The sequence below is a fragment of the Brevibacterium sp. UCMA 11754 genome, assembly GCF_021532275.1.
GTDB lineage: Bacteria > Actinomycetota > Actinomycetes > Actinomycetales > Brevibacteriaceae > Brevibacterium.
Genome location: NZ_JACBOT010000036.1, coordinates 252683 through 268138, shown reverse-complemented (window position 1 = coordinate 268138; position 15456 = coordinate 252683). Strand labels below are relative to the sequence as shown.

At 62.1% G+C, this 15456-nt stretch carries 15 protein-coding genes; all 15 read left to right on the top strand.

The window, feature by feature from the left end; translation table 11 throughout:
* Position 1: 1 nt before the first annotated feature.
* The 15 genes from thrC (at position 2) to atpD (ending at position 15455) form a co-directional block, all read left to right on the top strand.
* On the top strand, positions 2 to 1090 hold the full coding sequence (thrC, locus tag HX613_RS21450; RefSeq protein ID WP_235347163.1) for a threonine synthase: 1089 nt from the start codon (positions 2 to 4) through the stop codon (positions 1088 to 1090).
* Between the two features lie 2 nt (positions 1091 to 1092).
* Positions 1093 to 1995, top strand: coding sequence for a homoserine kinase (gene thrB / locus HX613_RS21445; RefSeq protein ID WP_235347162.1), 903 nt, complete (start codon positions 1093 to 1095; stop codon positions 1993 to 1995).
* Positions 1996 to 2220: 225 nt separating this feature from the next.
* Positions 2221 to 4332, top strand: a complete 2112-nt coding sequence (gene rho, locus HX613_RS21440; RefSeq protein ID WP_235347161.1) for a transcription termination factor Rho — start codon at positions 2221 to 2223, stop codon at positions 4330 to 4332.
* Position 4333: 1 nt separating this feature from the next.
* On the top strand, positions 4334 to 5413 hold the full coding sequence (gene prfA, locus HX613_RS21435) for a peptide chain release factor 1 (protein WP_235347160.1): 1080 nt from the start codon (positions 4334 to 4336) through the stop codon (positions 5411 to 5413).
* Entirely contained in the window at positions 5370 to 6335 is a 966-nt protein-coding gene (gene prmC / locus HX613_RS21430) for a peptide chain release factor N(5)-glutamine methyltransferase (RefSeq protein ID WP_235347159.1), read from the top strand. Before prfA ends, prmC begins: the two co-directional genes overlap by 44 nt.
* Positions 6336 to 6389: 54 nt before the next feature.
* Positions 6390 to 7040 carry an L-threonylcarbamoyladenylate synthase gene (locus tag HX613_RS21425; RefSeq protein WP_235347158.1) on the top strand — a complete coding sequence of 217 codons (651 nt, stop codon included), beginning with the start codon at positions 6390 to 6392 and terminating at the stop codon, positions 7038 to 7040.
* Positions 7041 to 8150: an MraY family glycosyltransferase gene (locus HX613_RS21420; protein WP_143923306.1), complete on the top strand. Its 1110-nt coding sequence runs from the start codon at positions 7041 to 7043 to the stop codon at positions 8148 to 8150.
* Positions 8147 to 8590 (top strand): hypothetical protein, encoded by a 444-nt coding sequence (locus HX613_RS21415; protein WP_235347157.1) that lies wholly within the window; start codon positions 8147 to 8149, stop codon positions 8588 to 8590. The genes HX613_RS21420 and HX613_RS21415 overlap by 4 nt, the downstream gene beginning before the upstream one ends.
* A 206-nt stretch (positions 8591 to 8796) precedes the next feature.
* Positions 8797 to 9609: a F0F1 ATP synthase subunit A gene (gene atpB, locus HX613_RS21410; RefSeq protein ID WP_235347156.1), complete on the top strand. Its 813-nt coding sequence runs from the start codon at positions 8797 to 8799 to the stop codon at positions 9607 to 9609.
* Between the two features lie 79 nt (positions 9610 to 9688).
* On the top strand, positions 9689 to 9919 hold the full coding sequence (gene atpE, locus HX613_RS21405; RefSeq protein ID WP_235347155.1) for a F0F1 ATP synthase subunit C: 231 nt from the start codon (positions 9689 to 9691) through the stop codon (positions 9917 to 9919).
* Positions 9920 to 9938: 19 nt separating this feature from the next.
* On the top strand, positions 9939 to 10490 hold the full coding sequence (locus tag HX613_RS21400) for a F0F1 ATP synthase subunit B (RefSeq protein WP_235347154.1): 552 nt from the start codon (positions 9939 to 9941) through the stop codon (positions 10488 to 10490).
* Entirely contained in the window at positions 10490 to 11296 is an 807-nt protein-coding gene (locus HX613_RS21395) for a F0F1 ATP synthase subunit delta (RefSeq protein WP_235347153.1), read from the top strand. Before HX613_RS21400 ends, HX613_RS21395 begins: the two co-directional genes overlap by 1 nt.
* 84 nt (positions 11297 to 11380) lie before the next feature.
* The gene (gene atpA, locus HX613_RS21390) at positions 11381 to 13015 is read left to right on the top strand and encodes a F0F1 ATP synthase subunit alpha (protein ID WP_235347152.1); all 1635 of its coding nucleotides are present in this window, start codon (positions 11381 to 11383) and stop codon (positions 13013 to 13015) included.
* 31 nt (positions 13016 to 13046) lie between these two features.
* Positions 13047 to 13979 (top strand): F0F1 ATP synthase subunit gamma, encoded by a 933-nt coding sequence (locus tag HX613_RS21385; protein ID WP_235347151.1) that lies wholly within the window; start codon positions 13047 to 13049, stop codon positions 13977 to 13979.
* 27 nt (positions 13980 to 14006) lie between these two features.
* Positions 14007 to 15455 (top strand): F0F1 ATP synthase subunit beta, encoded by a 1449-nt coding sequence (gene atpD, locus HX613_RS21380; protein WP_143923300.1) that lies wholly within the window; start codon positions 14007 to 14009, stop codon positions 15453 to 15455.
* The last annotated feature ends 1 nt before the right edge of the window (position 15456 follow it).

The window sequence follows — 15456 nt, the reverse complement described above, 5'->3', positions numbered from 1 at the left end:
AATGACCGAATTCCCCAAGAAGCAGTGGCAGGGCGTCGTCGAGGAATACCGCAGCCTCCTCGACATCTCCGAGACCACACCGGCCGTGACTCTGGGTGAGGGCGGAACTCCGCTCATCCACGCGGAGAAGCTCAGCGAGCTCACCGGCGCTGACGTATGGGTGAAGTACGAAGGCCTCAACCCGACGGCGTCCTTCAAGGACCGCGGTATGACCATGGCCATCACCAAGGCTGCGGCTCAGGGCGCGAAGGCCGTCATCTGCGCCTCGACCGGCAACACCTCAGCCTCGGCGGCGGCCTACGCCACCAAGGCCGGACTGACCTGTGCCGTGCTCGTGCCCACCGGCAAGATCGCCCCGGGCAAGATGAGCCAGGCCATCGCCCATGGGGCCACGCTGCTCGAAGTTGACGGAAACTTCGACGACTGCCTGACTCTGTGTCGGAAGCTCTCCGAGTCCTACCCGGTTCACCTCGTCAACTCCGTCAACCCTGACCGCATCGAGGGACAGAAAACCGCCTCCTTCGAGGTTGTCGACGTCCTGGGCGATGCCCCCGACATTCACGTGCTGCCTGTGGGCAACGCGGGCAACATCACCGCCTACTGGAAGGGCTACCGCCAGTACCAGGTGATCGGCGCCTCGACCCGCCTGCCGCAGATGTGGGGTTTCCAAGCAGCAGGATCGGCACCGATCGTGCTCGGCCACCCCGTCGACGAACCCGATACGATCGCGACCGCCATCCGAATCGGCAATCCGGCCAGCTGGCAGCAGGCCATCGAGGCGCGTGACTCCTCCGGTGGAGTCATCGACTCGGTCACAGACGAAGAGATCCTGCGTGCACACAAGATTCTGTCCCGGGAAGAGGGAATCTTCGTCGAGCCCGGTTCGGCCGCCTCGGTCGCTGGTCTGCTGAAGATGTCCGAAGCGGGCAAGGTCCCTGCCGGTGCAAGAATCGCGGTCACCGTGACCGGTCACGGCCTCAAGGATCCCAGCTGGGCACTTCACACAGCCGACGGTTCAGAGATCGAGCCCAAGCGGGTCTCCGTCGACGCCGTCAGCGCGGCACGGGCCCTCGGGCTCGAAGACAGGTGAGCGTGAGGATCCAGATCGAGGTTCCGGCCACCTCGGCGAACCTGGGCCCTGGCTACGATGCGTTCGGCCTAGCACTCGGGATATTCGACACTCTGACACTGACGATCCACGACGAACCTGTCGATCCCAGCACCTGTGTGAGTGCGACGGGGGAGAGCGCCGAGACTCTGCCGACGGATCGGTCCCACCTCATCATGCGCGTGCTCGTCGATGTGCTCCATGCAGAGTTTCCCAACGCCCCCGCAGACTTGGGGGAGAGGCTCAGCCTGGACTGTGTCAACCGGATACCGCATTCGCGCGGACTCGGATCCTCCGCGGCCGCGATCGTGGGCGCCATTGCGCTGGCCGGCGAGATCGGGGCCTACGCCGGCGGTGACAAACTGAGCCGGCAACGCGTGCTTGAACTCGCGTCCGAACTCGAGGGCCACCCTGACAATGCGGCTCCTGCCGTGTTCGGGGGACTGACCATCGCCCTGCCGGACCCTGCCCGCTCGTGGCAGGTGCCGTCCAACACCCTCGCCGAGGTGACCGTGCTGGTGCCCGAGGTGCGTTTGGATACGGAGATCGCACGAAGCGTGATCCCCGTATCCATCGAACATGAAGTCGCCGCAGAGAACTCCGCACGTGCTGCGCTGCTCATCCATGGCTTCGTCACCGATGCCTCTGTTCTGCTGGAGGCCACCGATGATCGGCTCCATCAGGAATTCCGACGCGAGGCCTACCCCGAGTCGATGGCCATTGTCGACGGCTTGCGCGACGAGGGCCTGCCCGCCGTGATCTCGGGCGCAGGACCCACCGTCCTCGTCCTCGCGGGCACGGTCCCTCCGGCGATGCTCCCGCCATCGGTGACCCTCATTCACACCTCGATTGACCTCGGCGGATATCGCGTCAAGGAAAAGAATTAGGCACCGGATTCGCGTGATCGGCGTTGAGCACGTAAACTGATGGTGTTCCGTCAGTGATCGGATTCGATGGTACGCATCGCGAATCCACTGTCTATTTCACAAATTCTGGAACATCTCCTGCTCATTCTTAGGCAGGTTATCTTTCACAATGCACCGTCAACGGTGTTTCCGTCGCCGTGAGTAAACGGCTCTTGCCGCACGGCCGAAAGAGGGAGAAGGACCTTCGTGTCTGAAACCACTACTCAAGATTCCACGCCACGCACCGGCAGTCTGACCGCTTTGCGTCTGCCCCAGCTCCAGGAGATGGCAGCGGGTCTCGGGATCAAAGGGTACCGTCGACTTCGCAAAGGCGAACTGATCGACGCCATCAACAACCACAATGGCGCACAGGGCGGTTCGGGACAGGCTCAAGCAGCCCCGAAGACCGCACCGGCCTCTTCCGCAGGCTCTGAGAAGGAAGCCAAGGAAGACAAGAGCGGTTCCAACGCAGCACCCGATGAAGCCGAGCGTCGTCCCGCTCGTCGCAGCGCAGCTGCGACATCTGACGATGATGCCGTCGCCTCACAGGGAGCAGCTGCCGCAGCGACGTCTGCTGAGACCTCGGCTGTCGCCGATACGCCGGTCGCAGACGACACGTCGTCCGAATCAGCCGGTGAGCCGGACAAGCAGCGTTCGCGTCGCAGCCGTTCGCGTTCGCGTGGCGCTGACTCACAGAACGAGGACAACGGACACAGCTCCGATGACTCGGGTGAGCGTTCGGACCGCAATGATCGCGGAAACGGTCGCAATCGTCAGAACGACGACAACGACCGCAATGGTGAGCGTAACGACCGCAACGGTGACCGCAATGATCGCGGAAACGGTCGTAACCGTCAGAACGACGACAACGACCGCGGCAACGATCGTGGCAATGACCGCAACGATCGCGGAAACGGTCGCAATCGTCAGAACGACGACAACGACCGCGGGAACGATCGTGGCAATGACCGCAACGATCGCGGAAACAACCGCAACCGCCAGAGCGACGACAACGACCGCGGCAACGATCGCAACAACGACCGTCGCGGACGCAACAACAACGATGACGACGATCGCGGCAACCGTCGCGGACGCGGTCGTGACCGTGACCGCAAACGTCGCGGAGGACGCGGCGGCGACGAGCCCGAGATCCGCAACGATGACGTGCTCATCCCCGTCGGCGGCATCCTCGATGTGCATGACAACTATGCATTCCTGCGTACTTCCGGCTACCTTCCCGGACCCAACGATGTCTACGTCTCGGCTTCGATGGTGCGCAAGAACCAGCTGCGCAAGGGCGACGCCGTCGCCGGTGCCATTCGCCAGCCTCGCGAGAACGACCGCAACAGCAAGCGCGAGAAGTTCGACGCTCTGGTGCGACTGGACTCGGTCAACGGCCTGACCGTCGATGACGCCCGGAGCCGTGTCGAGTTCTCCAAGCTGACACCGCTCTACCCGCAGGAGAGGATGCGCCTTGAGACCACCTCCAAGCAGCATTCGACCCGGCTCATCGACCTTGTGACTCCCATCGGCAAGGGCCAGCGTGGTCTCATCGTGGCACCCCCGAAGGCGGGCAAAACGATGATCATGCAGCAGGTCGCCAATGCGATCACCGAGAACAATCCGGAAGTCCACCTGATGGTCGTCCTCGTCGACGAACGTCCCGAGGAAGTCACGGACATGCAGCGTGCGGTGAAGGGCGAAGTCATCGCTTCGACCTTCGACCGTCCCGCCGATGATCACACGACGATCGCTGAGCTTGCCATCGAGCGCGCCAAGCGTCTCGTCGAAATGGGCTCCGACGTCGTCGTGCTCCTCGACAACATCACCCGTCTCGGTCGCGCCTACAACATTGCGCAGCCAGCCTCGGGTCGTATCCTCTCCGGTGGTGTCGACGCGAACGCGCTCTACCCGCCGAAGCGATTCTTCGGCGCTGCCCGCAACATCGAGAACGGCGGCTCGCTGACGATTCTGGCCACAGCCCTCGTCGAGACCGGTTCCAAGATGGACGAGGTCATCTTCGAAGAGTTCAAGGGCACCGGCAACATGGAGCTGCGTCTGTCGCGCCAACTCGCTGACAAGCGCATCTTCCCTGCCGTGGACGTCAACGCGTCGAGCACACGTCGTGAAGAGATGCTGATGACCAATGAAGAGATGAAGGTCATGTGGCAGCTTCGGCGCGTACTGTCCGGACTCGAACAGCAGCAGGCTGTCGAGCTCCTGATGTCGAAGCTGAAGGAAACCGGCTCGAACGTCGAATTCCTCATGCAGGTGCAGAAGACGACGCCTCTGCAGAAGTCGTCCACCGACAACAACTGAGATGGCCGACGATGACACCCTCAAAGCCAGCGTCAGCGCACTGCTCGACGAGCATGCACGCCTGCAGTCGGAACTCTCCGATCCTGCGGTGCACGCTGACGCTGGCCGTGCCAAGAAGCTGACCAGGCGCTACGCAGAACTCGACAAGGTCGCAGTGACCGCACGTCGGTTCGCCCAGCTCGAAGACGACGCCGTCGCCGCGGAGGAACTCGCGGACGACGACGCCGAATTCGGTGCTGAGGCCAAACGCCTGCACGAGGAGGCCTCGGATGTCGAGGCTGAGCTCAGAGACCTCTTGGTTCCCAGCGATCCCGACGATGCACGTGATGCGATCATCGAGATCAAGGCTGGTGAGGGTGGTGACGAATCGGCGCTGTTCGCAGGGGATCTCCTGCGCATGTACCAGCGCTGGATCGACTCACGCGGATGGTCCTCGCAGATCCTGGATGCCACGCATTCTGATCTCGGCGGCTACAAAGACGTCAGCCTGGCTCTGAAGGCCAAGGACGACGGTGCCTACGGTTGGGTGAAGTTCGAAGGTGGAGTCCACCGGGTCCAACGCGTGCCCGTGACCGAATCCCAAGGACGCATCCACACCTCGGCAGTCGGGGTGCTCGTATTTCCCGAGGTGGACGAGCCTGAGGAAGTCGCACTCGATGACAACGATCTGCGCATCGACGTCTACCGGTCCTCGGGCCCGGGGGGTCAGTCCGTGAACACCACGGACTCCGCCGTGCGCATCACCCACGTGCCCACAGGCATCACCGCCAGCTGTCAGAACGAGAAGTCACAGCTGCAGAACAAGGAAGCAGCACTGCGCATGCTCCGGGCCCGCATCCTGGCCAAGCAGGCCGAGGAGGCCGCAGCCGAGGCCGCGGACATCCGACGGTCCCAGGTGCGCACCGTCGACCGCTCTGAACGCATCCGCACCTACAACTTCCCCGAAAACCGGATCACCGACCATCGGACGGGCTACAAGGCCTACAACCTTGACCAGGTTCTCTCCGGCGACCTCGATCCCGTCATCGGCTCCTGCCGTGAGGCTGACAAAGCAGCACGACTCGACGCACTGGGGGACTGACCTGATTCCGCGCCCTCCCAGTCCCGAAGAAGACGTGTCGACGGTGCTGCGCGGAGCGGTGCAGCTGCTGGCCGATGCCGGCGTCGCCAACCCCGACCCGGACTCCGCCGCGCTGCTTGCCCACGCCTGGGGAATCGACGCCTCCGGCCTGGCCCGCAGACGTCTCCTCGGCGATGGTGTCCCCGCCGAAGTCACGGAAGTCTTCGCACAGCTCATCGACCGACGACGTCAGCGCGTCCCGCTTCAGCACATCATCGGAGTCGCGGCCTTTCGGCACCTCGAACTGCAGGTGGGCCCTGGAGTGTTCGTTCCCCGCCCCGAGACCGAGCTTCTCGTCACCGAGGTCCTCGAAGAGCTGGACAGGCAGCAGAACGCACATGAGTCCTTCGTCATCGATCTGTGCTCGGGCTCCGGTGCGATCACGCTGTCCCTGGCTACCGAACATCCGCAGCTGCGCATCATCGGCGTCGAGCGCGAAACCGAGGCCCTGAACTGGTCGCTGAAGAATCTCGCCTCGGTCAGCCTCGGCGACTCCAGCGTCGAGCTGATCAGTGGTGACGCGACGAGGTTCGCCGACGATCGACCTGACCTGTGGGGCAGCGCGGATGTCGTTGTGACCAATCCTCCCTATGTGCCCGATGCGGCTGTGCCGCGCGATGCCGAGGTACGCGAACACGATCCGGCAGCCGCTCTCTACGGAGGCTCGACGGGCCTGGAGATCCCAGGGCTCATCCTGAAGCAGGCGGAGAAACTGCTGCGTCCCGGTGGATTCTTCATCATGGAGCATTCCGAGGAACAGGGGCCCGGCGCCTGCGAACTCATCATGTCGACGGCCAGTCTCAGGCGGGCCGCCACCTACCCGGACTACACTGGACGCGACCGCTACACCGTGGCTCATCGTGTGTCAGGGGTCGACCTGTGACCATGGACCACCCGGTTCGGGCCACTGACCACCGCGATCCGAAACGGAGGATTCGTGTCGAGACGATTCGACGTGACCCAAAGCGACATCCGTGACCTTGTCCTGGACGAATGCGCCAGGGTGAGTGAGACGGGCAATCTGCTCGTCATTCCCACGGACACCGTGTATGGGATCGCCGCAGACGCATTCAGCGCTTCGGCGGTTTCCGCTCTGCTGGCAGCGAAGGGCCGCGGCCGTGACATGCCGCCGCCTGTCCTCGTCCCGCGTGCGGAGACCGTCTTCGGCCTTGTCGACGGTGTCGACGAGAGGATGCTTTCACTGACCGCCCGTTTCTGGCCCGGACCGCTGACGATCATCGCGAATGCACAGCCGTCGTTGGACTGGGATCTCGGCGACACCCATGGCACCGTTGCGGTGCGAATGCCCGACGACGAGTACGCCCTCGCCCTGTTGGGGCGGACGGGTCCACTGGCCGTGTCCAGTGCCAACACCTCCGGTGAGCCCGCCGCCACCTCGGCGGATGAGGCGATGGAGATGTTGGGCGACGATGTCGACATCTACGTCGACGGCGGAGTGAGGGCCTCGGGAATCTCCTCGACGATCATCGACCTCACCAGCGAAGTGCCGCGCATTGTGCGCGAAGGTCCCGTGACCATCGAAGAACTGCGTGAGATCGTCCCCGATGTCATCGGCCTGGACGGCTGAGTGCGCGCCTACCTCTTCATCCTCATCATTTCGGCCCTTGTGGCCTACCTGCTGACCCCGATGGTCAGGCGGGTAGCCGAGCGAGGGCAGATCTTCTCACCCCTGCGTGAACGGGACGTGCATTCGGTTCCCACGCCGAGGTTGGGCGGGGTCGCGATGTTCGGGGCGGTGATCGTGGGCCTCATCTTCGCCTCCCAGACACCGTTCCTGCAGAGGATCTTCTCGGACATGGGGCCCATCATCGGCATCGCCGGCGCGGCCACCGTGCTGTGCGTGCTGGGCATCATCGATGACATCTGGGATCTCCACTGGATCACTAAGCTTGCAGGGCAGGCGCTGGCAGCTGGATTCATGGCCATCAACGGCGTGGCACTGCTGTCGATCCCCTTCGGGGGAGTGATCATCGGTTCGCCGCGGATGTCGATCATCATCACCATCCTCGTCGTCCTGGTCACCATCAACGCTGTGAACTTCGTCGATGGTCTCGACGGTCTGGCAGCGGGAGTCGTCGCGATCGGCGGCAGCGCATTCTTCATCTACTCCTACGGTCTGGCCCGGGATGCATCGCCTGAGTCCTATGCGAACCTGGCCTCGCTGATCACCGCAATCCTCGTCGGTGCCTGTGTCGGCTTCCTCCCGCACAACTTCAATCCGGCGCGGATCTTCATGGGTGATTCCGGGTCGATGCTCATCGGCCTCCTGCTGGCAGCATCCACCATCCGCGTCACCGGCCAGGTCGACCCGGCACTGCTCGGGGAGGAGCGAGTCTTCGCGACCTTCCTGCCCATCGTTTTGCCGGTCGCCGTGATGTTCCTGCCGCTGCTCGACCTGGGGTTGGCAGTCATTCGTCGTCTCATGGCCGGTCAATCACCGTTCTCCGCCGATGCGAAGCACCTCCATCACAGGATGCTCAGACTTGGGCACTCTCATGCTCGGGCCGTCCTCATCCTCTATACCTGGACCGCGCTCATCGCATTCGGTTCTGTCATGCTCCTGCTGATGCCGTGGATCTACGTCGTCTGCATCGTCGGCGGGCTGTTCGCCATCACCCTGCTCTTCACCTTCTACCCCCTGCGGGTCCGTCAGAAAGCCAGAGAGGAAATCTCATGACCGAGTCTCCCAATCAGGAAACGTACGTACAGGCGGCGTGGACCAGAGTCTGGAGAACCATGCTGGTCCGCGGCGTCATCCTCATCGTCGCTGTCGCTGTGCTCGGAATGGGTATCGGCTACCTGGTCTCCGGGACAGAGGGCTTCAATGGAGGAGCCGTCGGTGGGGGACTGGCCGCGGTCTTCATCATCATCACCCTGGTCATCATGTATGCGGGCCGCAATATGGGGCTGACGGCCATCGCTGGATTCCTAGGCGTGGGCTTCCTCTTCAAAGCGTTCATCTTCATGATCGTCATCTGGCGGTTGAAGGACGCAACCTGGCTGGACGGAACTGTGGCATTCCTCACCATTGTTGTCGCGGTGATCGGTTCCTCGCTCGTTGAGGCCCTGACTGTGGTCAAAGGCCGCGTGCCCTACGTTGATCCCGATGCGAAATAGGCCAATTCGGCGATTGCGCCAGCCACTGTCAGAAGATATACAGTCAAAGGTGATGAATTTGTCGTCAGCTCTCTACAATTGGTAGAGTTGTTGCGGTGCTGGAGCCATTTGTTGCTCCATGTCGCTCCTGAACCTAGAGCCACGCATGTCATGCGTCGCTAAGGCCAGGCCATCAAGGCTTTTGACCATGGGAGAGTAAAGGAAACGTGGGAACACTCAACGCTGCGAACACAATGATCCAAGCCGCTGAAAGTGGTTTTCACGCCCCCTCGATGGCGGAGTTCTTCCCCGCCTCGTTCCTCTTCGAAGGCACTCCCTTTGAGATGAACCGTGTGATGCTCATCCGCGTTCTCGCGACCGTGGCAGTCGTCGTTTTGCTGGCCGTGTGGGCGAAGAGAATGAAGCTCGTTCCCAGCCGCTTCCAGTCTGCCATGGAGCTGGCGATGGAGTTCGTCACCGTCGGCATCGCCGAAGACACCATGGGCAAGGAGAAGTCAAAGAAGTTCATGCCGCTGATCGTGGCGATCTTCTTCGGCATCCTGTTCTGGAACGTCACGAAGCTCATTCCGTTCCTGAATATGCCGGGCACCGGCGTCATCGGTCTTCCGATCGTCCTGACCCTCGTCGTCTATGTGACTTACCACTGGGCAGGCATCTCCGAGAAGGGCCTCGGGCGCTACCTTAAGGATTCGCTCATCCTGCCCGGTGTCCCGTGGCCGATGCACATTCTGCTCATTCCGATTGAGTTCCTCACGAAGTTCGTCACCCAGCCGTTCACTCTGGCGATCCGACTCTTCGCAAACATGATGGTCGGCCACCTGCTTCTCGTGCTCTGCTTCTCCGCGACGAGCTTCTTCCTCCTCGATGCGGCCAACGGCTTCCAGTTCTTCTCGATCATCACCTTCGCCGGCGGATTCTTCGTCTTCATCCTCGAGATGCTCATCGTCGTCCTGCAGGCCTACATCTTCGCTCTTCTATCCTGCGTCTACATCAACGCAGCGATCTCAGACGACCACTGATTCAACACCCAGAACCGTAACTCACGAGTTGCACGGTCGGGCCAACCACCCGGCTGACTTATGAAAGGAAAAGCATTCAATGGATATGCTCGCCGCAACGGATATCTCCGGCAGCCTCAACACCATCGGATACGGCCTGGCCGCAATCGGCCCCGGTATCGGTGTCGGTATCGTCATCGGTAAGACCATCGAGGGAACCGCGCGTCAGCCCGAGATGGCCGGTGCGCTGCGTGGAAACATGTTCCTCGGCATCGCGCTGATTGAGGCCCTGGCCCTGATCGGCATCGCCACCCCGTTCTTCCTGCCCTGATCACGAAGAGGACTAAACGATGACTCCGGTAACTATTCTTGCCTCCGCAGAGAACCCGCTTCTCCCCGCGTGGTACGACATCGTCTGGAGTGCCATCTGTCTGCTGATCGTCTTCCTGGTTGTCTGGAAGTACGTCCTCCCGGCCTTCAACAAGACCCTCGATGAGCGCGCAGAGCGCATTCAGGGTGGAATTGAGAAGGCTGAGAAGGTGCAGGCCGAAGCCGATGAGGCTCTGGCCGAGTATCAGAAGCAGCTCGCCGACGGCCGTGCAGAAGCTGCACGACTGCGCGCCGAGGCTCAGGAAGAAGGCGCTCAGATCATCGCCAATATGAAGACCCAGGCTCATGCGGAGTCCGAGCGCATTGTCGCTCAGGCCCAGACGCAGATCGAAGCCGAGCGTCAGTCCGCCATGGTGCAGCTGCGTTCGGAAGTCGGCACTCTGGCCACCGATCTGGCATCGCGCATCGTCGGTGAATCTCTCACCGATGACCAGCGTTCTGCCAACGTGGTCGACCGCTTCATCTCCGATCTCGAGTCGCAGTCTTCGGCACAGCCGGTCAAGGGGGCGTGATGCTCCAGTCGAGCAGATTGTCCCTGCAGGCCGTACTTGAAACCGCCAACGCTGAGATCTCCCGCGGTGACGCGCGCGAAATCGGTGCTGGTGAACTGGCCATCGTTGCCGTTCTCGCTGAGAACGTGACGCTGCGCAAGGCCTTGGCAGACTCGTCCGAGTCGGCTGAGAAGAAGCAGCAGCTGCTGCGGACTCTGTTCTCGACACGGACCACTGATACGGCCCTGCGTCTGAGCGAACTGGCCGTGAGCCAGCGTTGGGCGAGGACTCAGGACTTGGTGACCAGCCTTGAGGTTGCCGGAGTGACAGCTATCGCAGCTGCCGCTCAGACATCCGGTCAACTCGGCCAGGTGGAAGAGGAAGTCTTCCGCTTCGCCCGTCTGTGCGAAAGTGAACACGAACTGGCGCGGGCACTGGAGTCCGATGCATCCGCATCGACCAAGCGCGCGCTCATCGCAGACTTGCTGGCAGGTAAGGCACAGGCCGACACCATCACACTGATCGAACAGGCAGTTCTGTACCCACGCGGGCTCCGCGTGGCGAAGGCCCTGGATCAGTACAGCGATATCCTCGCGGCACGACAGCAGCGTTCAGTCGCCGATGTCACTGTCGCCAAACCGTTGAGCGAAGCTCAGACCCAGAAACTCGCGGCCGCTCTGTCCGCCAGCTACGGACGCGACCTCGTGCTCAACGTTCAGGTCGACCCCGAAGTCGTCGGGGGAGTCCGGGTTCAGGTCGGCGATGAGATGATGAGTTCCACAGTGGCTGATCGTCTGGCCGAAGTTCAGCGCAAGCTCGCAAGTTAAATCGAGGGGCCGGCCAGTCCGGCAGCACAGGCGGCCCACCGGTCGTCGGACACAAGTTTTGAGTAAAGGAAGCAGGGAAACCAGATGGCGGAACTGACAATTCGCCCGGAAGAGATCCGGGACGCTCTCGGGAAGTTCGTTGACTCGTACAACCCCGAAAGCTCGGTAAAGTCCGAGGTCGGCAAGGTCGTCACCGCAGGTGACGGAATTGCCCACGTCTCGGGTCTGCCCGGCACCATGGCCAACGAACTCCTCCGGTTCGAAGACGGCACCTTGGGCTTGGCACAGAACCTCGACGAGCGCGAGATCGGCGTCGTCGTCCTCGGAGAGTTCTCCGGGGTCGCGGCTGAACAGAACGTCTACCGCACCGGTGAAGTTCTCTCGATTCCCGTCGGCGACGGATACCTCGGTCGCGTGGTCGATCCTCTGGGTCAGCCAGTCGACGGACTCGGTGAGGTCGAGACTGTCGGACGTCGTGAGCTCGAGCTCCAGGCCGCAGGCGTGATGGATCGCCAGGAGGTTCGCGAACCTCTGCAGACCGGCTACAAGAGCATTGACGCTATGATCCCTGTCGGCCGTGGACAGCGCCAGCTGGTCATCGGTGACCGCAAGACGGGTAAGACCGCCCTTGCGATCGACACGATCATCAACCAGAAGGCCAACTGGGAGACCGGTGACCCGAAGAAGCAGGTTCGCTGCATCTACGTCGCCGTCGGCCAGAAGGGCTCGACCATCGCAGGTGTCCGCCGTTCGCTCGAGGAAGCGGGCGCCCTGGAATACACCACGATCGTGTCCTCTCCTGCTTCCGACCCCGCAGGCTTCAAATACCTCGCCCCTTACTCCGGTTCGGCCATCGGTCAGCACTGGATGTACGAGGGCAAGCACGTCCTCATCGTGTTCGATGACCTTTCGAAGCAGGCCGAGGCCTACCGTGCAGTGTCACTTCTGCTGCGCCGCCCGCCGGGCCGCGAGGCTTTCCCCGGAGACGTGTTCTACCTGCACTCGCGTCTGCTTGAGCGTTGTGCGAAGCTTTCTGATGAGTTCGGCGGGGGTTCGATGACCGGCCTTCCGATCATTGAGACCAAGGCGAACGACGTCGGTGCGTTCATTCCGACCAACGTGATTTCGATCACCGATGGTCAGATCTTCCTGCAGTCGGACCTGTTCAATGCGGGCCAGCGTCCTGCAGTCGACGTGGGCATCTCCGTATCCCGTGTCGGTGGTGCCGCTCAGACCAAGGCCCTGAAGAGTGTCTCTGGCACATTGAAGATCTCCTTGGCCCAGTATCGTTCGCTCGAGGCGTTCGCGATGTTCGCGTCCGACCTCGACGAGACGACCAAGCGCGACCTGGCTCGCGGTGCACGCCTGACCGAGCTGCTCAAGCAGACTCAGTTCTCGCCGATGCCCTTCGAGAAGCAGACCGTGTCGATCTTCGCCGGTACGCACGGCTATCTTGATGAGATTCCCGTCTCGGACGTGCTCAAGTTCGAAACCGAGCTCCATGATCACATCGAACGCAAGACCGGTATCTTGACGACTCTTCGTGAGACGCTCAAGCTCGATGATGACACTTCGGCAGAGCTGGACAACGTCTTGACCGAGTTCACCCGGAACTTCGTCAGCTCCGACTCCAGCGGATCAAAGGCAGGCAGCGATGACACTGCCACCGCCTCATCCGATGAGGTCGAGCAGGAGCAGATCGTTCGGCAGAAGCGTTGAATCTGATCCGTAACAGCGAAAGGAAGAACTGATGGGAGCCCAGCAGAGGGTCTTCAAGCAGAAGATCCGCTCCACCTCGTCCTTGAGGAAGATCTTCAAGGCCATGGAGCTCATCGCTGCTTCACGGATTCAGAAGGCCATTGCTCGATCGCAGTCTGCCAGCCCATACGCCAACGCCCTGACCCGTGCGGTCTCAGCGGTGGCGAGTGAGTCGAACGTCGACCACGTGTTGACGACCGAGCCTGAGTCGGTCACTCGCGCAGCAGTGCTGGTGATCGGTCCGGATCGTGGATTCGCTGGCGCCTACTCGGCGAACCTGCTGCGCGAAGCCGAAGAGCTCAATCGCCTGCTGCGCAGCGAAGGCAAGGACGTTTCGCTCTTCACCGTCGGAGGGAAGGCCAGGAACTACTACACCTTCCGCGACCGTGCGATCGAACAGTCCTGGACCGGGATCTCTGAGATGCCGACTCCTGAGAATGCTCGGGAGATCGGTGAGGCCCTGTTGCAGAGCTTCAATTCCGATTCCGCGCAGACCGGTGTGGATGAGATCTACATCGTGTTCACGAAGTTCGTCTCCAGCGTCAAGCACGACCCGGAATACCGGCGACTGCTTCCGCTCGAGGTAGTCGACGCGGACGAGGTCGCCACCGGCGGTACGTCCGAACCGGCGAAGGACGCAGCTGCGTTCCCTCTCTACGAGTTCGAACCCAGTGCCGAGGCCGTCTTGGATTCGCTGCTGCCGCGCTACATCGACTCGCGGATTCTGTCCGCGCTGTTGAGCGCTTCTGCATCCGAGCAGGCTTCGCGTCAGGCTGCGATGAAGACTGCGACCGATAACGCGGACGATCTGATCAAGACCTACACCCGGTTGGCCAATACGGCTCGCCAGGCGGAAATCACCCAGGAACTCACCGAGATCGTCGGTGGGGCCGATGCCCTCGCGGCATCATCAGCCGGCGACTGACCGGCGAGAGCAGAGAAGAAAGAGACCATGACTGCCACAGCTACGGATACCTCCCCGGCGCAGGGCACAGCCCTCGGCCGGATTTCCCGAGTCATCGGCCCGGTTGTCGACATCGAGTTTCCGCTCGACTCCGTGCCAGCGATCTACAACTCCCTTTCCACCTCGGTGGAACTCTCCGAAGGCACGCGCAAGCTGACCTTCGAGACTGCACTGCACCTGGGCAACGGCCTTGTGCGTGCCGTTTCCCTGCAGCCCACCGACGGACTGGTTCGCGGCCAGGAGGTCGTCGACTCCGGCGCTCCAATCACCGTGCCGGTCGGCGACGTGACCAAGAACCACGTGTGGAACACCACCGGTGACTGCCTCAACCTCGAAGAGGGCGAGAAGCTGGAGATCAGCGAACGCTGGCCCATCCACAGGACAGCGCCTGCCTTCGACGAACTCGAGTCGAAGACCGAGATGCTCGAAGTCGGCATCAAGAGCATCGACCTCCTCACCCCGTATGTCCAGGGTGGAAAGATCGGCCTCTTCGGTGGTGCGGGCGTCGGTAAGACCGTCCTCATCCAGGAGATGATCTTCCGCATCGCTCACAACCACAACGGCACCTCGGTGTTCGCCGGTGTGGGTGAGCGCACCCGTGAGGGCAACGACCTCATCATGGAGATGGACGAGGCCGGCGTGTTCAAGGACACGGCCCTGGTCTTCGGCCAGATGGACGAGCCACCAGGCACCCGTCTGCGCGTCGCGCTGTCGGCACTGACCATGGCGGAGTACTTCCGCGATGTCCAGAACCAGGACGTGCTGCTGTTCATCGACAACATCTTCCGCTTCACGCAGGCCGGCTCCGAGGTTTCGACCCTTCTGGGTCGCATGCCTTCGGCCGTGGGCTACCAGCCCAACCTGGCGGATGAGATGGGTGTTCTCCAGGAGCGCATCACCTCGACGCGTGGTCACTCGATCACGTCGATGCAGGCGATCTACGTTCCTGCCGATGACTACACCGACCCGGCTCCGGCAACGACGTTCGCACACCTGGACGCGACGACCGAGCTCAACCGCGACATCGCCTCGCGCGGCCTGTACCCGGCCATCGATCCGCTGACCTCGACATCGCGTATCCTCGATCCGCTGATCGTCGGCGAAGAGCACTACCGTGTCGCCAATGAGGTTAAGGCCATTCTGCAGAAGAACAAGGAACTGCAGGACATCATCGCCATCCTCGGCGTCGATGAACTCGGTGAAGAGGACAAGCTCGTCGTCCACCGCGCTCGTCGCATCGAGCAGTTCCTGTCGCAGAACACGTACACCGCTGAGAAGTTCACGCAGGTGCCCGGCTCGACAGTTCCGCTGGCTGACACCATCGAGGGGTTCTCGAAGCTCTGCGCCGGCGAGGTTGACCACATCCCCGAACAGGCGTTCTACAACGTAGGTGGGCTTGACGATGTCATGCGCAACTACGAAGAGATGCAGAAGTAAG